The organism is Rhodococcus aerolatus (assembly GCF_054783215.1).
Window position 1 is genome coordinate 1 of sequence record NZ_BAAGQZ010000020.1, and the last position, 22,934, is coordinate 22,934.

Consider the following 22,934-nt stretch of genomic DNA (forward strand, 5'->3'; position numbering starts at 1 on the left):
CCGGCCGCCCCGGCACCACCAGCGGCGGCCCCGGCCCCGCCGGTGACGACCGCGGCACCGACGGCGACGGTGGCCGCGCCGATCGCCGCGCCGCTGATCGCCCCGGACCCCGCGGCGGTCATGGGGGAGACGAACCGCAGCAGGGCGGGCAGGGACAGACCGGCCAGGGCCAGCACCGCGGTCCCGGTCAGGGTCGACATGAGCGCGGTGGTGTCGGGGTCGTCGGTGGTGAACGTGCCCGCACCCTTGAGGAGCAGGAACCCGGCGGAGTAGATGATCGCCGCGACCGGCTTGAGCAGGACGAACGCCACCATCCAGGCGTTGATCTTCTTGTACCACTGCAGGCCCTGCTCGGTGGTCGACATGGACGCGGCCAGCGGCCACACCGCCATGAGCACGACCAGCAGCCCACCCCGGATGATCATGTAGATGACCATCGCGGCGGCGCCGAGAACCGCGAAGATCGCGGAGACGATGGTCAGCAGCGGGGTCAGCTGCAGCATCGCGGCGTTGGTGACCAGCGACGGCGCGGACTGATCGAAGGTCTTCCCGGTGGACTGCTCGATGACCCACGGGGAGAGGGCGTCCCCGGCGGAGATGAGCAGGGCCACGACGGCACCACCGGCTGCGGTGACTCCGATGAGGCGGGCGAGCATCTTCACGCCTTCGGCGCCGGCGTCGGCCTTCGCGGTGATGCCCACCCGGGCGCCGCAGAGGATCAGCCCGACGACCGCGGCCAGGAGGGTGAAGTAGCCCAGGTTGTCCTGCAAGGACTGCGCGACCCCGGCGTTCTGCGCGGACCCGTCCCCGAGGTTCGGCGAGGGGATGTTCAGCCAGAACGTGCCCAGCGTCTTCAGGGCGGTGGTGACCATGTCCGCGGCGGATCGGCGAAGCTCGTCGAGGAAGGAGTTCGTGACCTTCGATGCGGCGCTGTTGACGAGGTCGCCGCCGAGGCACTTGACGTCCCAGAAGTCGCACATCAGGCGACACCGGACCACGGGACGAAGTTCGACAGCGACGTCACCGATCCGACGTTCACGAACAGGGCGGGGCCGGCCTGGGGCACGACCCGCCAGTCGCCCCCGGACCACGCGAGGGCGACGGTGAGCTGCACGCTGCCCGAGGTCGACCCGGCCGAGGCGATGGCCAGGGTGACGGTGGCCTGGTCGGGGGAGTAGGACACGACCCGGAACCCCGCGAGCTGCACGCCGGCACCGGCCCCGGGGCTACCCGGGGTGGAGCTGGAGGCGAGCTGGTCGGTGTACTGGTTCTCGACGAGGGCGTGGTCCCTGAGGTCTGCGACGACGGCCGTGGGGCTACCGGTGACGTGACCGAGGTTCGACGCGGCCAGCAGCGCCCCGACCGGGGTGCGGGAGTAGCAGTAGGCGACCCCGGCCGGGCCCTTGAGGGCGGGGCCGTCGGCGGTGGTGGACGGGACCGCGAAGCCCTGCACCAGCGACCACGTCACCCCCGAGGGGGTGGCGGTGGGGACGGACTGGTCGGTGCCGGTGGTGGCGCACCCCGCCGGGCGGTCGCCACCGTCCTCGCTGGTGGCCGAGGCGGTGACCGACCCCGCCGCCGGGGCCGGGGTCGGGGGGCCGGACGGGTCAGGTGCGGCGGTGGTGGTGTCGGGGCCGGACACGGCGGCGTTGATGAGGACCGCGGCCAGGGCGACGACGACCAGCGCGAGCAGGGCGGCGGCGGCGGTCCAGCTGCGGTGGCGGGTGGGTCGGGGTGCGTCAGGGGTGCTCATCGGGTCCTCCGTGCTCGGGGTGGTTGTGGGCGCTGGTCTAGGTGACGGACCCGACGATTGCCCCGGCGGCGCCGATCAGGACGGTGCCCATGAGCGACATTCCGAGGCCCTTCATCGAGGCCATCTCCTCGCCGCGGTGGTGCTTGATCGCCATGCCGGCGGCGGCGACGACGAACCCGATGAGGCAGACCGCGAAGGCGCCCCAGGCGATGTAGTTGACGACCGTGATGAGGCCCTGGGTGCCGGGTGGCTGGGTGGAGTTGATCTGGATGCCGGAGCCCTGGGCCAGGACGGTGGTGTCGGGGGTGGTGTGCAGGTAGGTGGCCATGAGGGGGTGTCCTTCGCTTCTCAGACCGCGGCGCGGTCGGTGTGGGGGTGGGGGGTGGAGTCGGTGCCGCGGTAGGCGGCGGTGACGGCGTGGTCGCGGATCTGGGTGATGGAGCGGCGGACCCGGCGGGGCAGCCCGGCGGGGTGCAGGTCGAGCTCGGTGCGCCACGCCTCGACCCAGGGCAGGTGCCACAGGGCGGGGACCATCCCGGCGACGCGGCGGACCTCGGCGGCGAGGACCGGGGGCAGGGTGGGGGCGTCGTCGAGGACGACCAGGCCGACGAGGTCGATGCCGGTGCGGCCGCTGGCCCAGTGCCGGGCGACGTGGGCGGCCCAGTGCAGCCCGGTGACGTGGGTGCGGGCGACGAGAAGGACCCGCGGGGCGGGCCGGCCGGGGCCGGTGTCGGGGAGGTGCTGGGGCAGCTCGCTGACCTCGTCGGGGTGCTCCCCGGCGGAGCCGAGCAGGGCGGCGACGGTGGAGGCACCGGCCCCGCCGTGGACGCCGACGACCCACAGCAGCGGGTCGGTGTCGACCCGCGTCGTGGGCAGCCCGGGCCCGGCGGGGGCCGGGGTCGCCAGCGGGGCGGTGGGCCCGTAGGTGGCGGCGAGCTCGTCGCCAAGGACCGCGGAGGTCTCCACCCGCTCCGGGGCCGGCGGGGGCGGCGGCGCCGCCGGAAGCAGCGGGTTCACCGCGGCGGGGTGGGTCATCGCGGGGTCCTCCTCGGGAGGGTTGCGGGGTGTGGCCCTCCTCTACGGGTGTGGGGACCCGGTTTTGGCCACCGATCCGGAAAGTTTTTTCCGGACCCCTGCACGAGCCCCCGCGGCCGCGCACGACGGCTGCCCCATCCGGCGGCCTACGGTCGCGGGATGGGACAGCCGCTCGGAGGCCGGGAGCTCCGCAACATGGCGGCGGCGGTGGTGGCCGTCGAGGTGGTCCTCGCCCTGCTCACGGTCGCCGGCGGCGGGTCCGCCGGTGACGTGGTCGCCGCGGTCGTCACGGGCGCGGTCGGGTCCGGGTTCGCGGTGGCGCTGTTCTGCACCGCGGACGCCGTCCTGCGCGCCTACCGGCGGGACTAGCCCGAAGGGCCCGTCAGGGCGCGCGGGTGGGGGTCGCGGCCTTCGCCGGGGTCGGGGCCGCCGAGGGCAGCGGAGGCGGGGCGGACGCGGTCACCGACGGGGTCGGCGTGGGACTGGTCGTTGCTACCGGCAGCCCGTAGAGGGTGGTGTCGGACCCGGTGGTGGCCGAGGTGATCGCCCGCCCGGCGATGACGCCCAGTGGCACCGACCCCGAGCCGAGGGCGGCGGCCTGCCCGGTGGGCGTGACGAGCAGCCGGGTCGGGGCGGCCCCGCTGGTGGTGGCGGTGCCGTAGACGGCGGAGTCGGTGACCTCCCCGGTGCGCCACCCCGCGGGCAGCCCCACCACCCCGACCTGGGTGGTGGTGCGGGCGAGGACGGGTCCGAGGGTCCCGAGCTGGTGACGCGGGGAGGCAGCCCACCCGCTCGAGGTGAGGTCACCGGCGGCGGCCGGGGTGGGGGAGCCGACGACGGCACCGGTGTGGGCGTCGAGGAGAGCGACCAGGCGGGTGCCGGGGTCGGTGGTGAACCAGGTGGTGACGAGCAGGTCGGTGCCGGTGGGCAGGGGTGCGGTGTAGCCGGCGACGGACTCCAGGGTCGTGGCCCCGGCCGGGGTGGGGAGTGTGGTCGGGGCCGGGATGGTGGTGGTGTCCCCCGCCAGGGTGAGCCGCCACAGCTGGCCGACGGAGTTCGCGGCGACGACCTCGACTCCACCGTCGCTGGTGGTGGCGCCGAGGGCGGTGGCCCCGGCGGGCACCGGGCGGTCGGTCAGGGCCCCGCGGGTCACCGCGGCGGCGTGCTGCCCGGGGACGGTGACCAGCGGGGTGGTGCCTGCCCAGGAGACCGTGGCCTGCGGGGGCAGCGACACCGAGCTCTGCGGGTGGGTGCCGTCGGCGGCCGGAGCCAGCGGCCACCACAGCAGGTCGGTGCCGGTGGAGGTGGCGACCACGGGGGTGGTGTCGATGAGGGCCAGGTGCAGGCCCCCGGTGGTGGCGGCGCCGCGGGGCAGCGGCACCGACCAGGCCGGCAGCCCGGTGCCGGGGTCCAGTGCGGTGACCTGCGGGGACCCGGTGGTGCCGGTGACGGTGAGGACCGCGGAGTCGGTGAGGACCGGGACCGCTCCGGGGGCGACGGGGGCGGACCAGTCCGCGACGCCGGCGAACCCGGGTGGGGGCAGCTGCGGGTACGGGGTGGGGGTCCCCGTCGGCGGCGCCGCCGGGGCCGCCGCCACCACGGGCGTCGGTGCGGGTCGGGTCATCAGGACCGCGGTGGTGGCCGCGCCCAGCACGAGGACTGCGGCCGCGGCGGCGGCGGCGACCCACCGGCCCCGACCGGGCCCGGTGCGGGGCGCGGTGGCGTCGAAGAGCTCCCCGCCGGCGGTGACGACGGCGTGCCACACCTCGTCGGACCCCTCGACGGCGACCTCGGCGCGGACTGCACCCGAGGAGCCCCGCACCCGGCGGGCTTTCGCGACGAGGGCGGCGGTGGCCGCGGTCCGCGGGTCCTGCCCGTCGAGGTCGACCTCGGTGCCGTCGACGGTGGCGCTGTCGGCCCCGAGGTGCACCCGGTGCCGTGGGTAGAGCGGCACCTCCAGCACGGCGCCCGAGGGGGTCACGACCCCCTCGGTCAGCATCCGCGTCCCGACGGTGCGGGCCGCGCTCACTGCCCGCTCCCGGTGGTGGCGGTGAACTGCGCGGAGCTGACCTGCCAGGGGGCGTCGCCGCCGTCGCGGGTGAGGAACACGTAGATGGTGCGGGTGGCCCACGCCTGGGTCCACCCGTCCTCCCCGTGGCCGGTGGGGGCAACGGTGAAGCTGCGGGCCGCGGACCGCAGCTCGTCGGTGGGGCGCCCGGCGTCGCTGTTCGGCGACAGGGCCACGGTGGTGAACCCGCGGTGCGCGGCGAGGTCGGTGACCTCGGCGTCCCCCGTCGAGGGGGGTGGGGTGGTGAGGACAGCGGCGTAGGCGGGGCTCGCCCACACCGCGGAGCGGGCCTGCGCGTCGAACCGGGACCGGTCGATCGCGGTGTCCACGGTGAAGGTGGCCGTGGTGAACGCCGCGGCGACCGCAGTGGGGTCGGTGCGGTCCACCGGGCCCGGGGCCGCCCCGCGGGGCTGCCCGGGGGTGCCGGTGGCCACCGCGGGCGGGGTCACGAACACCGACGGTGCCCCCGACGCAGCGGCGGGCGCCGCCGACGGTGCGACGGCGGTGGGCGTGGCGGCCGCTGTGGCGGGGACGGGGGTCGGGGCGGTGCTGGTGCAGGCCGCGGCCAGGGCCGCGGTGAGGGCGAGCAGGACCGCGGCGGGCCCGGCGCGGTGGGCGTGGCTGCGTGGGGTCACTGGGGGGCTCCTGGGGTGGTGCTGAGCGGTCGGGTGGCGGCGAAGAAGTCGGACTCGTAGATGGGCCGTTCGGCGAGGGGCTGGCCGAAGGTGGACGCCTCGATGAGCTGGCCGTTGCCGATGGCGATGGCGACGTGGTGGATGTCGCCGGAGGTCCCCCAGAACAGGAGGTCGCCGGGTTGGTAGGAGGCGGGGTTGAACCCGCCGGGCAGCGCGGTGCCGGCGGTGGCCGCGTACTGGTCCTGCGCGGTGCGGGGCAGGTCGAGGCCGACCTGGTGGAAGGCGTAGGCGGTGAGGCCGGAGCAGTCGAAGCCGCCGCCGGTGGGCCCGTTGTAGCCACCGCCGCCCCAGATGTAGGGCAGCCCCTGCTGGGTCTCCGCGGCGGCGACGACCTTCTGCGCGGCCGGGCCGCCCCCGCCGGAACCACCCGCGGCCGCGGTCGGCGGGGGCGGGGTGAAGTGCAGGGTCTCGTCCAGGAACGCCAGCGACGGCCCGTTGGCGTCAGCGGTGTAGGCGTTGGCGTGCCGGTCCCCGGGGAAGATCAGCGTCTTCGACGTCTGCCCCTGCCGGGTGAGGGCGTCGGTCATCTCCGCGACCTGTGGCAGCGGGACGAGCTCGGCGTCGGAGTTGACCATCATCACCGGCGGCGCCCCCGGGGTCAGCGACAGTGCTGGGGAGGCTTGGCGCCACAGGTCGGGGCACACGATCTGCAGGCAGCCCAGGTAGATCGTGGGGTCCGCAACCGCCGCGGCCTGCTGGTACGACGCGAGCTGCGCGGTGCCCGGGGCGGGTGGGGGCACCTGCGCGGACAGGCTGGTGAAGTTGCTGGGCCCGGACCAGGAGACGACGGCCTGCACCCCGTGGTGGTCGCCGAGCATCCCGGCCTCGAGGACGAGGGCGCCGCCGGCGGAGTCACCGAGCAGGGCGACCCGGGCCGGGTCGGCACCCGGCACCGTGGTGCGGGCGTAGTCGATGGCGGCGCCGACCTGGTCGAGCTGGCGTGGCCACCGGGGGGCGCCGAGGTCGTAGTCGATGTTCAGCACGAGGTAGCCGTGCTCGGCGGCGGCCTTCGCGGCGTCGGCGAGCTCGGAGCGGTCCCCGAAGAAGAACCCGCCGCCGTGGACCATGACCACGACCGGGCGCGGTGTCGTGCCCGCCCCGGCCCCGGCTGGGGTGTAGAGGTCGGCGGGCTGCGTCCCGCCGCCTGGGACGGGGTAGGTGACCTGGGTGACCGTGACCTGGACCCCGGCCCCGCCGCACCCGGAGGGTGCGGTCGCGGCCGGGGCGGGCGCGGCCTGCACCCCGGCGCCACCGGCCGGGGCGGGAGCTCCTCCGGTGGTGCCTGCGGTGGAGAACTCGGTCCGCGCCATCTCCATGATCCGGGGGACGTAGTCCGCGGACTGGGAGTTGGTCGGCACCCCGTTGCCCGACGCCAGGACCGCACCGAGGCCGGCGTTGTAGCCGAACAGCGCGGCCTCGGTGACCGACACGGTCAGGTGCAGCTGCCCGGAGGCGTTGGCGGCGCTGATCTGCCCGGCCATCTCGCACAGGTACTTCGCCTGCGCGGGGATCGCGGCGGCCGGGTCGAACGGGGACCCGACCCCGTAGGAGGGCCAGGTGCCGGGCATGAACTGGGCGATGCCCTGCGCTCCCGACTCCGACACGGCGTTGGGGTTGAACCCGGACTCCTGCTGGAGCTCGGCGGCGATGACCGGGGCGGGGAACTCCGGGCACACCGTCCCGGCGGCCTGGACCAGCGGCACGTAGGCCTCGGGGATGCCGTTAGGCGACAGCGGTCCGACACCCGGGGAGGACCCGGGGCCGGCGGCCCCACCGGGCCCGCACGGCGGCGGCTGCCCGCCACCGGCGAGGACCACGACGAGCAGCACCACGATGAACACCGGGGCGCCGACCGCGGCCAGCACCACTAGCAGCGCGGAACGCTGCGAGCTGTCCTCCGATCCCATCAGCTCTGACCGGCCGAGGCGGCCGACCAGGCCGGGCCGCGACGTGTCACGTGGACCCCGCGCCCGGGCAACCGGCTGCGCTGCACCGCGGGTGTATGGACCGTCCGGCGGGGCACCGCCGGAGCCGTGCGGGTGAGGGCCGGGATAGGCAGGCGGGGCCGGCGGGCCGGACGCGGCTCGGGACCGTCGTCCACCGGCTCGGGCCGGTCGGCGGGGACCGGCGGCAGCACCGGTGCGATCCGCTCCGCCGCCGGTGCAGCGGTCGGGGTGGGCTCGACCGGCCAGGCGTCGTCCCACCAGGACGCCCACCGAGGGTCCGGCTCCGCTGCCGCGGGGACCTCGGGGGCGGGCGTGGTGTGGCAGGGCCCAGCGAGAAGCTGGTCGAGGTAGGAGCCCCGCGGCGCCCGTGCGCGTGACGGCGAAGGCGGGGGGAGGGGCGGGACCGTCACAGTTCCGCGTCCCGACCCGCGTCGTCGCCGCGGAGAAGCGCGGTCATGCGGTCTGCTCGTGCAACGGCTGTGCCAGCGAGGAGCCGGTCGAGCGCATCACAGGCACGCCACCCGGGGCCGTCGACGAATGCCGCAAGTTCGCCAAGAAGCGCTCGGTTCAGAGGCGTCCGCTGTAGCGCCGCGCCCAACCTTCGCGCTGATTGGTAGCCAGCGGAAATCTGCTCCTCATCCCCGCTGAGCGGGACACCGACCACGAACTGGTCGCACCAATGCTCCCGGCCTTCGCCTCGCCCGGTCATGCTGCGACCGCCAACGCAAGTGCGCGCTCGGCCTCGGCGCAGCGCCGGGCCGCCGTTCGCTGCGAGCAGCCCATCTCGGCCCCTAGCTGACGGGTCGAGACCGGCTTGGTGCCGGTGGTCCAACGGCGCAGCAAAATCTCTGTCTGAGGCGCGGTCAGGCGGTCGTGCACACGGGCCCATGCAAGGAGATAGAGCAACTCCTCAGACTCTTGTATGACCGCAGCGGTTCCACCCGCACCCAACTGATCAAGTTCCTCCTGCGATGTCGGGAGACCACGTCCCCTGACACGGGGGTGGCAGTCGTGAGCACGCAAGGCCATGGCGAGAACGTCCCCAAGAACGTTCGCTGCGATCGCGTGAGTCCGTCTCAGGGGAAAAGTGCGAATCTCCTCCCACAGGCAACCCGCGACGGTCGCGCGGACGTCGGCGAAGGATGTGGGTTGACCAGCTCGCGACAGAGCAGACTGCACCTGAAGGGCGACGCGCACCGCACCCGGTACAAGGTGGGCCGCTACCCCGATAGATGCCGTTGCTGCGGCCGAATCCCGCGACGCCGACGTGACGAGCAAGGCATGCAGCACGTGGTCCGTCCGGTCGAAATCTCTCGCCGCGCGGGCCACTGTGAGTTCTCTGCTGACGTCGCTCACCCCGGCCAGTGCTGGTGCGTGCTCAGCCCAGCGTTTCAGCGTTGTGCTCGCTACGGGTCCAGCGACGAATCGTCGCCACTCCTCGGTGTAGAAGGACAGTGGGTCGTTGGTCATGGAAGCTCCCGGCGTGAAGAGACGGAGTGAGATGTCTTCACGCTGGGGAGGGACCCTTTCAGCGATCCTCTACCAAATCCTCTACCCCTAAGAAACTTCGTCGAGTTTCGCGGCGCCACCTGCAGGCCCCGCCGGGTCGGACCCTCTACCTCGCAGTTCAGAGGGGGTATAGAGGGTCCGCGCCGCCCCAGTAGAGGGACAGTGTCCGCCGAGCTCGCGGACCTCGGCTGATCCGTGATCGGGGCCATTTCCCGGGCCTTCCGGCGACCCAGGCCGGGAATGGACCTCGCGACCGCCCCACGCCAGCCGTGGACGGGGCGCGGTGGGTCCCGGTGACCCTCTACTGCCCAGGTCAGAGTGGGTGTAGAGGGTCCAGTCGGGAGGCTGTCCGGCGGTGGCCGGAGAGCAGCGCGGTGCTAGGCGGTGAGGACGACGGCGGCGAGGCCGCCGGCGACCATCCAGGGGCCCATCGCGGTCCCGGAGAGGCCGGAGCGGGCGCCGGCATGGCGCCCTATGGAGCAGCCGATGACCCACAGCAGGTGCCCCGCCGCGGTCAGCAACAGTGCGGTGGTGAGGGCCGCGGGGGAGCCCCACCCGGCGACGATCCCGACCCCGACAGCGAGCTTCACGTCCCCCAGGCCGAGGGCCGTCGGGCGGGTCGCGGGCACCGTCGTGGCGTCCCCACCGGACCCCGCCGTGGCGGCAGCGGGGGTGGCCCGGGTGGGGGTCAGCAGGGCGATCGCGAGGAGGACCAGCGGGTACCCAATGCCCCCCACCACGGCCCACAGGACGCTGCCCGGGACCCCGGTCAGAGCGAGCACGACGACCGCCGCAGCGGTCGCTGCAGCGAGCCCGTAGGTGAGCGGGTCGGGCAGCCGCAGCTCCCTCGCGTCGGTGTACGCGGCGGGCACACCGAAGAAGACGAGCAGCACCACGGGGACGAACCTGGGCTCGTCGGCCGCGGCCACTGTGACGCCGGCGATGACAGCGAACCCGACCCCGACGGGCCAGAGTCGGCCCGGGTCGGGGAGCCGGTTGCCCGCCCGCGGCGGCCCGGCGAGCTGCTTTGCGGCAGCCCACGTCAGCACGATGCCCGCACCGAGGACGGCGCACATAGTGAGGCTGGCGGTGCCACTCATCGGGCGGCGCGGCGGGCCGCGCGAACCTGCGGGTCGAGCAGCTCGACGAGGAGGTCCTCGGTCTCCTGGGAGACCTCGACGTCCTCCAGGGTGCGGCGCAGCTCGCGGGCGGCGGCCCGGACCGCGGACAGGTCCCCCGCGGCGTACTCGATACGGAACCAGTCGCGGTAGAGCAGTTCGCTCACCGGGTCGGCTCGCAGGCCCAGCAGGACCGCGGTGCGGGCCTTGCGGAGGTCCCCGGCGAGGTGGCCCATCGCGGCGGCGTGGGCGACGTCGACGATGCGGTTGACCATCTCCTGCCGCTCCACCAGGGCGAAGCGGTAGGCCCCGTAGGGGGCGTTGGAGAAGGGCACGCCGCGGACCAGGTCGAGGGCGGCGTCGAGCCAGAACAGGCCCCCGGCGGGGTCGTGCAGACCGCGGGTGGCGAGGGTCTGGAAGCACCGCCAGTCGGTGCGGATCACCTCGGCGAGCCGGTAGCCGCGGGCGGTGGTGACGGTGGGGACGTAGTCGTTGCCGGCGGCGTCGGAGCCCAGCCACGTCCGCAGCTGGGACATGCGGGACTGGCGGGTGCCGTCCTTCCACGGCTCCCCCTCCGGGCCCAGCTCCCGGGACACCTCGACCGCGCCGCGGCCCGGGTTGAGGGCCAGGAACACGGCCAGCTCGGTGACTTTGCTGGCCCCGGCCGAGGTCAGCGGGGGACGCCCGGTGATCTTTACCGGGCCCAAGACCCGCACCTCGGGGGCACCCGGGTCGACGTGCAGCAGGGTTGCGAGCTCGGCCCGGTCGGCGTCGGTGGGGTCCGGCTCGACCGAGGGCTGCGGGGTCGAGGCGGGGGTCGCCACGAGGCCGGCGGGGATCTCCGCCGGACCGGCCGGGGCGGGGGGCGGTCCGACGACCTCGGTGGGCTCGGCGGGGATCAGGTGGGCGTCGGGGCCGGGCACCTGGGCGTGGGAGTCGGTGGCCCGGAAGTCGGCGAGCAGGGCGTCGCGGTCGGCTAAGGCGAGGCGCTGCAGGGACACGGTGGTGCCCAGCACGGGCACCTCGGTGGGGCCCTGGTCGGGGACGTGGACCTGCCAGGGGCCGGGCAGGGCGGCGACGTCCCCGTCGGCGGCGGTGATGACCGCGGCGAGGTTCAGGCCCGCCCCGCTGGCGGTGACCTGGGCGAGGCGGTCCCGCTGCTGCGGGGTGACGGCCTGGGCTGTCAGCACGACCTCCGGGGTCCACACGTCCTCCGCGACGCCGGCGACGCGGGCACCGACAGCGGTGGCCGCGGTGCTCTCGGCGAGGGCGTCGGTGGAGTCCTGGTGGTGACGCTCGAGCCGGTCGAGGACCTCGTCGAGGGTCTCGGCGTGCCGGAGCCGGCCCCCGCCGAGGTAGGTGACGAGGTCGCGGGACAGACCCACGACGGTGACGTCGAGGTGGTCGGCCCACCCGGACAGGGCCAGCTCGATGGCCATGGCGGAGAGCACGTCGACGACGTCGTCGGCGTCCCCGGTCAGGGTCATGGCCCCGGTCCGCTCGAGGTCGATCAGGACGAGATCGCCGGTGGGGGACTTGCCCAGGGTGACCAGGGTGGGGAAGGGGGCGACGACGTCGCGGTCGGTGTCGAGGTCCGCGGCGGGGTCGAGGACCCAGTGGGTGGGGGTGGGCCCGGGCAGGAACGGGTCGGTGGGGGTCGCGGGGGAGGCGAGCAGCAGGGTCAGCCGGGTCCCGATGACTGCGCCGAGCACGTCGGGCAGCTCGGTGTCGGGGGCGCTGCGCGCGGACCAGGTGCGCAGGGCGGCGTCGAGGACGGCCACGGTGGGCGGGTCCTCGGTGGCGCGCAGCGCCAGCTCCATCGGCGACACCGACCCGGCCCCGACGAGCCGGTTGCCGGGGCGGCGGCGGCGGGCCTGCACCATCCGCCGAGCGCCCAGGGCGACGAGCACACCGGCGGCCAGGAGGCCCCCGAACTCGGTGTAGGGGTTCAGGGCCGTCCACGACGACGCGGTCGTGGTGGGCACGGCCTGCGCCGCGGGGGACACCGGGGCCGGGGCCGACGGCGTCGCCGGGGACTGTGTGGTCGGTGCCGGGGTGGTGGGCTGGGTGCTCGGCACCGGGGTGGGGGTCTGGGTGGCGGCGGGCGGCTGCACAGCTGGGGGCTGCACGGGCGGGACCACGACGGGGGGCACCACCGGCGGGGGTGGGGTGACCACGGGGGGAGGGGCGACTGCCCCGGGCACGGCGACCTGCCAGCCGGGGCGGAGCAGGTCGGGGTCGGTGAGGTGCGACCCGTCGGGCTGGGTGATGCCCTCGGTGGCGGCGGCGAGCTCCCCGGCGCGGGAGGCGTCGCCCAGGCGGTCCTGGGCGATGCTCGAGAGGGTGTCGCCGGGGGCGACGGTGACGGTGGCCGCTGCGGCGCCCGCGGTGGCGGGGCTGGTCGTGGCGGGGAGGTTCGTCGCGTCCGCGGGCAGCTCGAGGGTCCAGCCCACCGGCAGGGTGGTGTGCTCCCGGGTCAGGTGCGACCCGTCGGGCTGGGTGCGGTCGGCGTTGAGGTCGACGATCTCCGCCCACCGCATCCCGCTGCCCAGGTGGGCCTGGGCCAGGCCCCATAGGGAGTCCCCGCGGGCCGTGGTGACCGTGGGCCCGGCCGGGGCCGGGGCGGGTGCCTCGGCCTGGGTGGGGGCGGGGTCGGTCAACCCGCTGACCGTGACCCCGCCGGGGGCGGGGGCGAGCTGGGCGGCGGAGAGCGACAGCGACGCCGACGGCGGGGCGGGGGCGTCGCCGAAGGTCGCGGCCTGCGCGGTGGTCTGCGAGGTGGGGGAGGCGAGCACGATCAGCCCGAGCAGGGCGGCGGCGGCGCCCTGGGCCCACCCGATCCCGGCGACGTGGGGGGTGCGGAACTTCCCGACCAGGGCGACGAGCTCGATGACGACGGCGAGGGTGAACACCGCCCAGGCGATCAGGCCGATGAGGACCAGCAGCGCGAGGAGCAGCTCGACGCTGCCCCGGTCGAGGAACGCCTGCCCGAGGGCGGCTGGGTCGGCGGTGATGCGGGGCAGGAAGTCAGGGCCCACGGCGGCGGAGCCGGCGATGAGCAGCCCGACGGGGACCCCGACCAGCAGCACGCCCATCAGGACGAGGCCGGTCAGGGCGCGGATGAGTCGGCGCACGGGGGCCTCCTGCGGGTCAGGTGCGGGCTAGGAGCGGGCGTAGAGGATTCGGGCGTCCGCGGTGCCGGTGACCGCGAAGGAGCCGATGCCGATGAGGGAGAGCACCTTGGTGGGCTCGGCGATGGTCACAGTGACCCGCAGGCTGTCCGCCCCGGCGGGGGTCGCGGTGCCCGCGACCCCGGCGGCGGCCAGGTAGGACTGCGCGGCCGCGGCGGAGCGGGCGACGTTGACCGAGGCCCCGGACCCGCCGAGCGCGGCCTGGGTGGCCCCGGGGGCCACCCCGCCGACCCCGAAGGTCGTCGCGGCCTGCACCCCGGCGCGGGCCGCTTCCTGGGCGGTGGCGTTGGCCTTGTTGCTGGCGGTGATCTTCGCGCCGCCGTCGATGACCAGGCCGAGGAACACCGCGGTGGCCACCAGCAGGCCGGCGGCCATGACCGACACCGACGCGCCCCGCTCCGGGTGCGCGCGCAGCCTCGACCACCGGGTCGGCTCGACGTCGACGTCGACGTCGACGTCGACGTCGACGTCGACGTCGACGTCGACGGCGCCGGCGCCGGCGCCGGCGACCGCGTCCACGGCCTCGGGGTCGGCCGGGGTCGGCTTGTCGGGGGTGGCCTGGGTGGTCATGGGCGTTCCCGGTTGGGGTCGACGAGGGAGGTGAAGGAGGCGGTGAGGGTGCGGTCGCCGGGGATGCCGGGGAACGCGAGCTCGGAGAGGGCGACGGTGCATTTGACGGTGGTGGTGACCGCCCCGGAGGTGCCCAGGGCGGCGGTGAGACCGGCGGTGGAGACGTCGACGTTGACCCCGAGGCAGTGGACGTTCTGCTGCTCGAACGAGGCCGTCGCGGCCGCGGTGGCGTCGGCGCGGGCCGACACGGGCTCACGCCCGACCGAGGCGATGCGGGCGGCGGCGCGGGCGGCCTGGTCGGCGGCGTCGTGGGCGTTGCTGACCCGGCCGCCGGCGATGACGGCGACGAGGACGAGCAGCACCACCGGGAGCAGCTGCGCGGCCTCGGTGGTCGGGGCGCCGCCGTGCTCGGGTCGCTCGGTCAGCGACGCCCACCGGGCGGTGAGGCCGCCGCGGTGGGGGCTCATCGGGTGACCTGCTCGAGGGCGGCGGTCGAGGACTGGGTGACCCGCATGTCGAGGCCGGGGACCAGGGAGGTGACCGCGGCGTCGACGGTGACGGTCATGGTGGTCGCGGTGCGGGTCGCAGTGACCCGGGGGCCGTCGAGGACACCGCCGCTGTTGCTGGCCAGGGCGCTCTGCGCGCGGACCTGGGCGGCAGAGGTGTCGATGGTGCCGAACGCGCGGCCCTGGTCGACGCCGGCGCGGGCGGCGGAGAGAGCGACGTCCTTGCCGTAGAGGTACAGACCGGTCTGCAGGACGGTGAACACGGTGAGCAGCAGCAGCGGGAAGAGGATCGCGACCTGGACGTTGACGGCGCTGCCGCGGTCCTTCTCGCCCCAGGTGGGGGTGCTGGCCATGCTGCTCACCTCCCGGTGATGGTGCTGGGGGTTGTCGCGGGCGGGGTGACCGGGCGGGTGTGGCGCCCGGTCATCCCCACCCGAGGACGTGGAGCTGGTGGAGCGGGGTTTGGGCTGGGTCAGCCCAGGGCGCCCATCTTCTTGGCGACGAACGCGGCCACGGCGATGCCGATGGCTCCGGCAGCGGCGGCGCCGATGCCGATGTGAAAGCCCTCGTCGGTGTTGCGGGCCCCACCGAGCTCGGGCTCCTCGGACAGGGTGATCAGGCGGGACTGGGCCTCGGTCAGGGCCAGCTCGGCGCGGGCCTTGGCGTCGGTGATGCGGTTGCTCATGTGGTTCTCCTTCGGGTGGTGGTGGGTGGTGCGGTGGAGCTCAGCCCTGCACGAGCAGGGAGATCATGGGGTAGCCGATCCAGACTGCGATGACCCAGACCATCGCGACGGTCGGGGAGCTCATCTTGTCGCTGGCCTTGTTCTGCCCGGCCCGCTCCTCCGTCTGCATCTGCGCGGTGAGGGAGTCGGCCCGCTCGATCAGCGTCGAGACGACGGCGGACCCGTCGGCCCCGGCCCCGGCGGCGATGTCGGAGAGGTCGGCGAGCTCGTCGACCCCGACCTCCTCACCGAAGCGTCGCAGTCCCTCCCAGGGCTGCTCCCCCGCCCGGCGGGCGAGGTCGAGCTGGGCGCGGAGACGGCCGAACGCCCACGAGCTGGTGGTCAGCGTGGTGGGCCGGGTGAGGGCGGAGACGACGCCGGACCCGGACTGGGAGAGCAGCGCGACCTGACGAAGGTAGGACACCGTCGCGTGGCGCATCTCTAGGCGGGCGGCGGCGGCGCGGCGGGTCACGGTGGACCCGGTGGCGCGGAACCCGAGGTACGCGCCGAGGACGAGGCCGATCACGGGTATGTAGGCGGGGATGCCTAGGCTCAACAGCAGCCCGATCGCGGCGACGCCGGGTCCCAGCAGGGCCGCGAACTGGGCGGTCGAGGTCAGCCGGGTGACCAGGAACCGCTCCCGGGTCCAGCCGATGACGTGCAGGTCCTCGTCGGGGACGGAGCCGGGCAGGCGCAGCGCCAGCGACGTCCACTGGGTGTCGACCCGGCGGCGCCACCCGGTGCGGGTGGTGCCGGAAAACGCCCGGGTCACCGCGACCCGCTCGTCGAGGCGGTCGAGGGCGTCGTCGAGGCGGACCGGGGCGGCCGGGGAGAACGCGGCGACGAGGACGGCGACGGCGAGACCGCCGAGGGCCCCGACGAGCAGGAGAACGCTGACCTGCGGGTTCATGACCGGTTCCCCCCGGTGAGGAAGCGGGGCCCCGGCTTGCCGATGGCCAGGGACCGCATCCGCACCATCATCAACCCGGCGAAGGTGAGCAGCACGGCCATCACGATCTGCCCGGTGACCGTGGAGTACCCTTGGTGGAGTTGTGGGATGAACACTGACGCGACGATCAGCAGGCCCAGCATCATCAGCAGGACCCGCATCGCCTGGCGGGGCTGGGCGCGCTCGGCCTCGACCTCGTCGCGGGAGAGGACCTCCCGGGCCACCTGCGCGGCGAGGCGGCGCAGGACGTCGGCGACGCCCCCGCCCTGTCGGTCCAGGGCGAGCATGAGCGCGGCGGCGACGTCGTCGCCGGTGGGGTCGTCGATGTCGTCGGCGAACGCCTGCAGGGCGGCGGAGTATCCCCTGTCCATGCTGGCGAGGCGGGCTGCGAGGGTGCGGACCTCCGCGGCGATCGGCTCCGGGGCCCGGCGGGTGGACTCCCGGATGGTCTGCACGAGCCCGGTGCCGCCACCACCGGCGAGGCGGTCGGCCATGCCCCGGCACCACACCTCGAGTGCCTCGATGCGGTCCAGGCGACGGTTCGCGACAGCGTTGGAGCCCAGCAGCCACGGCAGGGCCACCACCGCGACGGCGCAGCCGATGCCGGCGACGGGCCACCCGGAGAGGATCCACACCGCGACGAGGACCCCGCCGGCGAAGATGGCGCGCTGCGGGGTCGGCTTCACCGACGGGCCCTCGGTGTCCCCGGTGGCCAGGACGCGGGAGACCCGCTTGGACAGCCGGCCCCCGAACACCTCTGCGTTGGTACCGGCACCGCGCCACACCGCGACCACGGCAACAGCGGACGCTCCGGCCCCGGCACCGAGGGCTGCGGGCATCAGGACGATGAGCCCGCTCATCCGAGCTTGCCCAGGACGAGCGGCTCCGGCCAGGAGTCTCCGCTGTCGATGCTGCGCAGGTCGAACCCGATGCGCTCGAACGGGCCCTTGACCTCCACCGGTGAGCTGCGGTGCCCGCGGGGCTCGTTCGCCCCCGGGTACTTCGGGGGCTCGTAGATCAGGTTCATGGCGACCTTGCCGGTCGTGGACACCGCGGTGACCTCGGCGATCTGCGCGCAGAACCGGCCCGCGCCGCCCCCAATGTCGGTGTGGTCGAAGTGCTCCATGTGCACCACGTAGTCGATCGACTGGGCGACCAGGCGGGTCAGGTACTCCGGGGACTGCCCGGGGGCCCCTTCCATCGCCGCGGTGACTAGGCGGTCCACCGCGTCGTCGGCGGAGATCGCGTGCAGCGTGCACATCGACCCGGGCAGACCGGCCCCGGCGCCCTTGACGAAGGCGTAGGCCTCGCCGCCGCGAACCTCCCCGTAGATGGCCAGGGTCACCGAGTGCCGCAGCACCGGGGGCAGCAGGTCGGCCAGGTTGATCTCACCGATGGCCCGGCCCTGGGCGTCGGTCTCCACCGACCCGGGGCGGGCCTCCAGCGGCACGATCAGCGGGAACCGGTCGGGCAGGGTGTGCAGGCCCAGCTCGAACTCGGTCTCAAGCGTCGCGAAGCGCACGTAGTCGTCGAGCTCGCGGGCCAGGGCCCGGAGCATCGTGGTCTTGCCCGCCGAGGGCATCCCGGACACGACCAGGGTGCGGCGGGCCCGCACGCACGCCCCGAGGAAGCGCCGCATCGACGGGGTGATCGAGCCCATGTCCACCAGGTCGTCGAGGGTGACGTCGACCAGGGCGTGGCGGCGGATCGTGACCACCGGCCACGGCGAGTTGTCGCACACCGCAGCCAGCCGCGAGCCGTCGGGCAGGGCCATGTCGAGGAACGGGTGCGCCGGGGAGAATGCCCGCTCCCGGGACCCGTGGTAGGCCGCGAGGTACTGGACCTGGGCGAACAGCTCCTCGGGGGTGTCGGCGATCGGCTCGGCCTGCAGCACCCGGCGGTCGGCCATCCGCAGCACCACCGGCTGGGCGCCGCGGATGTAGATGTCCTCGACGCCGTCGAGGTCGAGCAGCGCCTGCAACCGGCCGACACCGTTGATCTGGTTGTCCACCGCGCGGGCCAGGCCCAGCTCCTCCTCGGTGGAGAGAGCCTGGATGCCCGCCTCCGCGCGGCGGCGGGACTCCGCGACCAGCTCGCGCTGGATGAGGGCCTGGGTGAGTTGGCGCAGGTCGGCCGCGCTCATCTCCGGGGTGCGCTCGGCGTCGAACGCGCTGAGCACCGCGTCGCGGATGTTGGTGACGGTGACGTGGTCGGAGTACACCGACGTTGGGCCGGTCACTGTCCGCCCCCGTCGGGTCGGACCGAGCTGAGTCGTCGCTGCCGGCGGGGCATCTCTCGCAGGCCCGCCGGGGCGGCGGCGTGCCGCGCCGCCGGGGCAGGAGCCGGGGTCCCGGGGGCCGGGATGACGACGGTGGCGTCGGCGTTGTGCTGCTCGCGCAGCAGGGTGCGCCGGGTGCCGAGGGCGCGCTGCTGTTGCCCGAGCTGGCCCGCGGCGCGGACCACCCCGGGCACGGAGCGCAGCAGGGGGGAGCGGGTGTGGCTCCGGGCGGGGGCGGCGGCGTCGGAGAACACCGCGGCCGCCTTCGGGTCGAACGCGACCTCACCGATCGTGGGCAGGCCGAGGCGGCGGGAAATGTCGTTGACCGCGTACGGGCCGTTGTCGTCGACGACGACAAGGCCCATCGACCCGACGCCGGGGTTGTGGCGGTCCACGTCCTCCCGGATCAGGGGCAGCGTCCGCTCCGCCCGGCGCAGCCCACGCAACTGGGTGCGGACCACGACGAGGAGCACGTCGCACGCTCGCAGCAGCGGGGCGGCGGGGAAGTTGATCGACCAGCGGCCCAGGTCGACCAGCGCGTCGCGGTGGGTCACCGCGCGCAGCCCGTCGGCCAGCTCCGCCCAGTTAACCCCGGCGGCCTGCCCCGGGTGACCAAGGCCCGCGACCAGGGGGACCCCGGTCGGCAGGGTCACGATCTGGGAGTCCAGGACGACGGGTAGGTCGCCCTGGCGGGCGAGGCGCACCAGCTCGAGCAGGCCGCGGTCGCGGCTGGCCTCGACCTCACCGCCCGCGCCGGCGAGCAGGTCGCCCCCGGCGGGGTCGGCGTCGATGGCCACCACGGGGCTCGGCCAGGACGCGGCCATCACCGCGGTGGTGGTCGACACCCCCGGTGATCCTCCGGTGGAGAGCAGTCCGATCAGCACGTCATCAGCCCTTCGGGGTCAGCACGATGGCCGCCGCGCCGAGCGCGGACAGCTGAGCGACGGCGTTCGCGTCGCGGTCGGCGACGACGACGTCGACGACGGTGGACCCGGAGGCGTCCGTGCCGCCGATGGAGAACACCGACGCCTGCACCGCCTGACCGGTCGGGATCGAGCTGCTGGAACCGGCCGCCGCACCCGTCGCCGACGTCGCGGTCTGCACCGCGACGACCCGCACCTGGTCGCCCGCGGCCAGCTCGGTCGCCGGGAGGAACCCGACCTTGACCCCGACCGCGACCAGCGCGGAACCGGGGGGCGGGGTCAGCGACGCCACGACCACGCCGCCGGGCAGGAGCTGCCCGGCCTGCAGCGTGGTCGAGGCGAACCCGCCGACCAGGGAGTCCCGGGCGGCCCAGTCGATCGAGTTGAGGGTGTCCCCGTTGGGGATGGACACCTCGACCAGGTCACCGGAGGTGACCTGCTGGCCGTAGGGCACGGTCCGACCCACCCCGACCGCGGAGTGGGTCGCGGAGAAGTAGTCGAACGCCGCCACGGTGCCCACGGCGAACAGGACGACCAGGGCCAGGGCAAGGGCCAGCAGGCCCCGGCGGCGCTGCCGCCGGGCCGTGGACACCGACGGCAGCGGCGGCACCGCGGAGGACTGGGTGACCCCGTTGCGGGGCAGGTCGGTCGTGGTCATCTCAGCTTCCTCCGGTCACGACGGCCTGCAGCTCGCCGACCTCGACGCTGGTAGCTGCGGACAAGGTCAAGGTCTGGGCGCCGACCTGGCCGCCGCCCACCCAGGTGATCGCGAACGTCGAGGTCGCCGTCACCGGCCACCGGCCGGTGCCGCCGGTGCGCTCCGGGAGCGAACGCTGGGCGTAGGAGTAACCGCAGTCCGGGGAGTTGTCCCCCTGAAACAGCAGCCGCGCCGGGGCCGGGGTGCCCGGCCCGTTACACACCGCGACCGCGCCGGCCGGGCCCATCGACCAGGTGATCCGCGACAGCACCGCCGTCGCCGTCACCACCGTGGGGCCCAGTGCGGCCGTGACCGACTGCGGGCCGGTGGTCTGCGGCGACCGGTCGACCCACATCCACACCGGCAGGCCGACCGCTGTGTTCGGGTTCGCCGACAACCGCGGCGTGCCCGCACGCAGCCCGAGCTGTGCTATCGCGATCTGCGCCACCTGCGCGGGAGACGGCGGCGGTGGCGGGGTAGGGGTCGCGGGGGCACCCGCCGTTGCAGCGCCCGTGCCGGGGCACGCTCCACCCAGCTGACAGCCGGCGAGCCCAACACTGTTGAGGAACCCCGCGGACAACCCACCCGAACCGCCAGCGATGCACGCCGCGTTGCCCGTCGACGAGCACCCAACAGACCCGTAGGAGTCCAGACCCGGGATGTAGGACGGGCCCGTTGGGGCAGAGCCCCCGTCGGACGCGCCACCGCCGTTAGACACCGGCGCTGTGCCGCCGCCGCCGCCCGACGGCGCCGAACCGCCATCATCGCCGCCGCCCGACGGCGGCGCCGTGATCGTGATCTGCACCGAGCCGAAGGAGCCGCCGCCGCCGACAGACACGTCGGTCTGCGCGAGTGCCGGCTGGGCGCCGGCGACCCCAAGCATCAACCCAGCGCCGAGAGCTGCAGCGAGCTGCCCGCGCTTCATGAGGCGGAGTCGCAAGGGACGGCGGGGCCCTGGTCGATGGCGCTGACGCGCCACCCAGCCGGCGCCGATGGGTCTGCGTTCACCAGCGTCAGAGAGGCTTGGTTCTGCGGTAGGCGGTTCGGGTCAATCGTCGACGTTCCATCAGCTGTGTCGATCTGTATGGCAGACACGTCGTTGCAGGTCTTGACCACCGCAGTAGCCAACTGCCCCGAGACAACCGGACTAGGCATGACCGAGGCGATGTTCGTGCGAACTACCGCGACTGACCCGGTCACGCGGAGGTTCTTGTCGATGATCTGCTGCGCTTGGAAACGCAGATCGGTCGCCGTTTGCCCGGTCGCAGCTGTGTCGACAAGGCCCATGTTGGCCCGCGGGTCGACATACACCTGGGACTGCACCGACCAGTACCTGCGGGCGGCCTCATCGAGGGCCGACGCGAGGGCGGGGTCGGAGATGGTGCCGGGCGCGACGCTGGTCTCGCGTGCGGAAGGCACAGGAAGTTGAGTCGAGGAGAGTGTTCCGCCCGCAGACCCGGGACCGACCGATGTCGCGCAGGCGGTCAGTCCCATCGCCAGGCAAGTAGCGCTCGCTGCTACTCGAAGTTTCTTTACCGCGGCCGTCCGGTCCATTGGCTATCACCTAGATGTTCTGCACGTAAGTACCGTGAGACACAGCCACGCGCTGAGTGCTCCTCCCCGAGCGACCCTCCGCGCCTCTTGCCCCCGTCACCACTGGTCGCCGACCGAAAATCCCGATCCGTCCGGATGCCTGGCGAAACTCGATGACCCTGGCCTGAGGGTATCAACCAGCGATCGGCTTGAGAGAGCAACTTCGTGTACGCATATTTCTCAACGACCCGCTGGCTCGCCCGACACATCGGGCCCGGACCAGCGCAAAGAGGATCAACACGTCAGCGAAGACGCTGACGCGAGTGGTCCGGGGATTACCCGTTTCAGCCGAGCAGCTCTAATCCAACTACGGACCTGCCGCCGGCTCACGCTTCGAGATCTCGCGCTGCTGTCTGGTGTCGGCGCGACGACCCTGAACGGCTGGGAGACGGGTAGACGGACACCGTCGCCGCGGGCGCTCACCGAGGTTGCACGTGCCCTCGGCGTACACGTGGCTGCCCTCGTCCCCGTGGAAGAGAAAGACATGGTGTTACGGGACCTGCGACACCAGGCCGGCTTTAGTCAGGCAGCGGCTGCCCGACTCACTGGATTTTCGCAGGGGGTATATCAAGCGATTGAGTCGGGACACCGGCCGATAAGCACCCCCGAGGCGAGCCGCATCGGCGCGATCCTCAAGACGACGGCCGAGCGAGTCCTCGAACTGCACGCTCGAGTACGCGCCGCCGAGTTCAGGCGCCTCGGAATTTACTAGTTCGACCCCGGCCTTGCCCGTGCGCCCGGTCGCAACCCGTATCCCAGCTGGATCAGCTACGGGGATTTCGCTGTCTTCAGACGACGCCACGAGCCGGGTGGTTCGCCGACACCCGTGGGCGATTGGGTACTTCCTGGGGGAGGGAAGACAGGACCCCGTGAGGGCCATGTCGCGCGGGGACCTTCGGACCCCGGCGTGACCTCCCACAGACATTTATAGGTCACGTTCAGGTCACGCTGGCAAGGAAAGTACCTCTGAACTGGTGCGCGATACTGGGATTGAACCAGTGACCTCTTCCGTGTCAGGGAAGCGCTCTCCCGCTGAGCTAATCGCGCGGGACCGGGACGAACCGGCGTCGAGATGGAGGCGGAGACGGGAATCGAACCCGTGTACAGGGCTTTGCAGGCCCTTGCCTAAGCCACTCGGCCACTCCGCCGGGAGGGCCTCACGGCCTTCTCGAGCGGATGACGGGATTCGAACCCGCGACCCCAACCTTGGCAAGGTTGTGCGCTACCAGCTGCGCTACATCCGCATCACCGGGGTGGTCCGTGGTGGCCCCGACCCGGTGCGTCGTGCGAGGCGGAACAGTAGCGGACCCCGGCGCCGCGCTCCAAACCGGGCCGGTCGCAGCGCCCGTCACCGACGCGCTCGTCCGGGGGTCCGGACG

22 protein-coding genes and 3 tRNA genes are annotated in these 22,934 nt (G+C 73.9%); 2 read left to right on the forward strand and 23 right to left on the reverse strand.

What is annotated here, in order from left to right:
- From ACYVOF_RS08420 to ACYVOF_RS08435, 4 genes are all read right to left on the reverse strand, one after another.
- On the reverse strand, nt 1–980 hold a 980-nt coding region (locus ACYVOF_RS08420; RefSeq protein ID WP_460865541.1), incomplete at its 3' end, for a hypothetical protein.
- Nucleotides 980–1,753 (reverse strand): hypothetical protein, encoded by a 774-nt coding sequence (locus ACYVOF_RS08425; RefSeq protein WP_460865543.1) that lies wholly within the window; start codon nt 1,751–1,753, stop codon nt 980–982. The genes ACYVOF_RS08425 and ACYVOF_RS08420, both read right to left, overlap by 1 nt.
- 37 nt (nt 1,754–1,790) lie before the next feature.
- Nucleotides 1,791–2,081: a hypothetical protein gene (locus ACYVOF_RS08430; RefSeq protein ID WP_460865545.1), complete on the reverse strand. Its 291-nt coding sequence runs from the start codon at nt 2,079–2,081 to the stop codon at nt 1,791–1,793.
- 20 nt (nt 2,082–2,101) lie between these two features.
- Nucleotides 2,102–2,788, reverse strand: coding sequence for a DUF6668 family protein (locus ACYVOF_RS08435; protein ID WP_460865547.1), 687 nt, complete (start codon nt 2,786–2,788; stop codon nt 2,102–2,104).
- A gap of 159 nt (nt 2,789–2,947) precedes the next feature.
- Between ACYVOF_RS08435 and ACYVOF_RS08440 the strand changes: the two genes are divergently transcribed.
- Entirely contained in the window at nt 2,948–3,157 is a 210-nt protein-coding gene (locus ACYVOF_RS08440) for a hypothetical protein (RefSeq protein ID WP_460865549.1), read from the forward strand.
- Between the two features lie 13 nt (nt 3,158–3,170).
- On the opposite strand, the gene ACYVOF_RS08445 is transcribed toward ACYVOF_RS08440, so the two are convergent.
- The 16 genes from ACYVOF_RS08445 to ACYVOF_RS08520 all read right to left on the reverse strand — a co-directional run bounded on the left by ACYVOF_RS08445 (nt 3,171) and on the right by ACYVOF_RS08520 (nt 21,381).
- Entirely contained in the window at nt 3,171–4,817 is a 1,647-nt protein-coding gene (locus ACYVOF_RS08445) for a hypothetical protein (RefSeq protein WP_460865551.1), read from the reverse strand.
- Nucleotides 4,814–5,491: a hypothetical protein gene (locus ACYVOF_RS08450; RefSeq protein ID WP_460865553.1), complete on the reverse strand. Its 678-nt coding sequence runs from the start codon at nt 5,489–5,491 to the stop codon at nt 4,814–4,816. Before ACYVOF_RS08450 ends, ACYVOF_RS08445 begins: the two co-directional genes overlap by 4 nt.
- Nucleotides 5,488–7,458, reverse strand: coding sequence for an NlpC/P60 family protein (locus tag ACYVOF_RS08455; protein WP_460865555.1), 1,971 nt, complete (start codon nt 7,456–7,458; stop codon nt 5,488–5,490). Before ACYVOF_RS08455 ends, ACYVOF_RS08450 begins: the two co-directional genes overlap by 4 nt.
- A 1,925-nt stretch (nt 7,459–9,383) precedes the next feature.
- Nucleotides 9,384–10,106 (reverse strand): prepilin peptidase, encoded by a 723-nt coding sequence (locus ACYVOF_RS08460; RefSeq protein WP_460865557.1) that lies wholly within the window; start codon nt 10,104–10,106, stop codon nt 9,384–9,386.
- Entirely contained in the window at nt 10,103–13,258 is a 3,156-nt protein-coding gene (locus ACYVOF_RS08465; RefSeq protein ID WP_460865558.1) for a LysM peptidoglycan-binding domain-containing protein, read from the reverse strand. The genes ACYVOF_RS08460 and ACYVOF_RS08465 overlap by 4 nt, the downstream gene beginning before the upstream one ends.
- A 27-nt stretch (nt 13,259–13,285) precedes the next feature.
- The gene (locus ACYVOF_RS08470) at nt 13,286–13,885 is read right to left on the reverse strand and encodes a pilus assembly protein TadG-related protein (RefSeq protein WP_460865560.1); all 600 of its coding nucleotides are present in this window, start codon (nt 13,883–13,885) and stop codon (nt 13,286–13,288) included.
- The gene (locus ACYVOF_RS08475) at nt 13,882–14,352 is read right to left on the reverse strand and encodes a TadE/TadG family type IV pilus assembly protein (protein WP_460865561.1); all 471 of its coding nucleotides are present in this window, start codon (nt 14,350–14,352) and stop codon (nt 13,882–13,884) included. Before ACYVOF_RS08475 ends, ACYVOF_RS08470 begins: the two co-directional genes overlap by 4 nt.
- Nucleotides 14,349–14,744, reverse strand: a complete 396-nt coding sequence (locus ACYVOF_RS08480; protein WP_460865562.1) for a TadE/TadG family type IV pilus assembly protein — start codon at nt 14,742–14,744, stop codon at nt 14,349–14,351. Before ACYVOF_RS08480 ends, ACYVOF_RS08475 begins: the two co-directional genes overlap by 4 nt.
- A gap of 119 nt (nt 14,745–14,863) precedes the next feature.
- The gene (locus ACYVOF_RS08485; RefSeq protein ID WP_460865564.1) at nt 14,864–15,076 is read right to left on the reverse strand and encodes a hypothetical protein; all 213 of its coding nucleotides are present in this window, start codon (nt 15,074–15,076) and stop codon (nt 14,864–14,866) included.
- 40 nt (nt 15,077–15,116) lie between these two features.
- Nucleotides 15,117–16,025, reverse strand: a complete 909-nt coding sequence (locus ACYVOF_RS08490) for a hypothetical protein (RefSeq protein WP_460865566.1) — start codon at nt 16,023–16,025, stop codon at nt 15,117–15,119.
- Nucleotides 16,022–16,819, reverse strand: coding sequence for a type II secretion system F family protein (locus ACYVOF_RS08495; RefSeq protein WP_460865568.1), 798 nt, complete (start codon nt 16,817–16,819; stop codon nt 16,022–16,024). The genes ACYVOF_RS08490 and ACYVOF_RS08495 overlap by 4 nt, the downstream gene beginning before the upstream one ends.
- Nucleotides 16,820–16,920: 101 nt before the next feature.
- On the reverse strand, nt 16,921–18,303 hold the full coding sequence (locus ACYVOF_RS08500) for a CpaF family protein (protein ID WP_460865570.1): 1,383 nt from the start codon (nt 18,301–18,303) through the stop codon (nt 16,921–16,923).
- Nucleotides 18,300–19,187 carry a hypothetical protein gene (locus ACYVOF_RS08505; protein ID WP_460865572.1) on the reverse strand — a complete coding sequence of 296 codons (888 nt, stop codon included), beginning with the start codon at nt 19,185–19,187 and terminating at the stop codon, nt 18,300–18,302. The genes ACYVOF_RS08500 and ACYVOF_RS08505 overlap by 4 nt, the downstream gene beginning before the upstream one ends.
- Before the next feature lie 43 nt (nt 19,188–19,230).
- Nucleotides 19,231–19,923: a hypothetical protein gene (locus tag ACYVOF_RS08510; protein ID WP_460865574.1), complete on the reverse strand. Its 693-nt coding sequence runs from the start codon at nt 19,921–19,923 to the stop codon at nt 19,231–19,233.
- A gap of 1 nt (nt 19,924) precedes the next feature.
- Complete coding sequence (locus ACYVOF_RS08515) at nt 19,925–20,887, reverse strand: hypothetical protein (protein ID WP_460865576.1); 963 nt, start codon at nt 20,885–20,887, stop codon at nt 19,925–19,927.
- On the reverse strand, nt 20,884–21,381 hold the full coding sequence (locus tag ACYVOF_RS08520) for a hypothetical protein (RefSeq protein ID WP_460865578.1): 498 nt from the start codon (nt 21,379–21,381) through the stop codon (nt 20,884–20,886). Before ACYVOF_RS08520 ends, ACYVOF_RS08515 begins: the two co-directional genes overlap by 4 nt.
- A 169-nt stretch (nt 21,382–21,550) precedes the next feature.
- On the opposite strand from ACYVOF_RS08520, the gene ACYVOF_RS08525 reads away from it, so the two are divergent.
- On the forward strand, nt 21,551–22,267 hold the full coding sequence (locus ACYVOF_RS08525) for a helix-turn-helix domain-containing protein (RefSeq protein WP_460865579.1): 717 nt from the start codon (nt 21,551–21,553) through the stop codon (nt 22,265–22,267).
- A gap of 260 nt (nt 22,268–22,527) precedes the next feature.
- Here the strand turns inward: ACYVOF_RS08525 and ACYVOF_RS08530 are convergent.
- The 3 genes from ACYVOF_RS08530 to ACYVOF_RS08540 form a co-directional block, all read right to left on the reverse strand.
- A tRNA-Val gene (locus tag ACYVOF_RS08530) sits at nt 22,528–22,602 on the reverse strand.
- A 26-nt stretch (nt 22,603–22,628) separates the two neighbouring features.
- A tRNA-Cys gene (locus ACYVOF_RS08535) sits at nt 22,629–22,703 on the reverse strand.
- A gap of 23 nt (nt 22,704–22,726) precedes the next feature.
- Nucleotides 22,727–22,799, reverse strand: a tRNA-Gly gene (locus ACYVOF_RS08540).
- Between the last annotated feature and the right edge of the window lie 135 nt (nt 22,800–22,934).

Excerpts from the sequence above, each read along its gene's own strand:
- ACYVOF_RS08425 (WP_460865543.1), bottom strand. The coding sequence starts at position 1,753 with ATGAGCACCCCTGACGCACCCCGACCCACCCGCCACCGCAGCTGGACC.
- ACYVOF_RS08430 (WP_460865545.1), bottom strand. The coding sequence starts at position 2,081 with ATGGCCACCTACCTGCACACCACCCCCGACACCACCGTCCTGGCCCAG.
- ACYVOF_RS08435 (WP_460865547.1), bottom strand. The coding sequence starts at position 2,788 with ATGACCCACCCCGCCGCGGTGAACCCGCTGCTTCCGGCGGCGCCGCCG.
- ACYVOF_RS08440 (WP_460865549.1), top strand. The coding sequence starts at position 2,948 with ATGGGACAGCCGCTCGGAGGCCGGGAGCTCCGCAACATGGCGGCGGCG.
- ACYVOF_RS08455 (WP_460865555.1), bottom strand. The coding sequence starts at position 7,458 with ATGGGATCGGAGGACAGCTCGCAGCGTTCCGCGCTGCTAGTGGTGCTG.
- ACYVOF_RS08460 (WP_460865557.1), bottom strand. The coding sequence starts at position 10,106 with ATGAGTGGCACCGCCAGCCTCACTATGTGCGCCGTCCTCGGTGCGGGC.
- ACYVOF_RS08470 (WP_460865560.1), bottom strand. The coding sequence starts at position 13,885 with ATGACCACCCAGGCCACCCCCGACAAGCCGACCCCGGCCGACCCCGAG.
- ACYVOF_RS08475 (WP_460865561.1), bottom strand. The coding sequence starts at position 14,352 with ATGAGCCCCCACCGCGGCGGCCTCACCGCCCGGTGGGCGTCGCTGACC.
- ACYVOF_RS08480 (WP_460865562.1), bottom strand. The coding sequence starts at position 14,744 with ATGGCCAGCACCCCCACCTGGGGCGAGAAGGACCGCGGCAGCGCCGTC.
- ACYVOF_RS08485 (WP_460865564.1), bottom strand. The coding sequence starts at position 15,076 with ATGAGCAACCGCATCACCGACGCCAAGGCCCGCGCCGAGCTGGCCCTG.
- ACYVOF_RS08490 (WP_460865566.1), bottom strand. The coding sequence starts at position 16,025 with ATGAACCCGCAGGTCAGCGTTCTCCTGCTCGTCGGGGCCCTCGGCGGT.
- ACYVOF_RS08510 (WP_460865574.1), bottom strand. The coding sequence starts at position 19,923 with ATGACCACGACCGACCTGCCCCGCAACGGGGTCACCCAGTCCTCCGCG.
- ACYVOF_RS08515 (WP_460865576.1), bottom strand. The coding sequence starts at position 20,887 with ATGAAGCGCGGGCAGCTCGCTGCAGCTCTCGGCGCTGGGTTGATGCTT.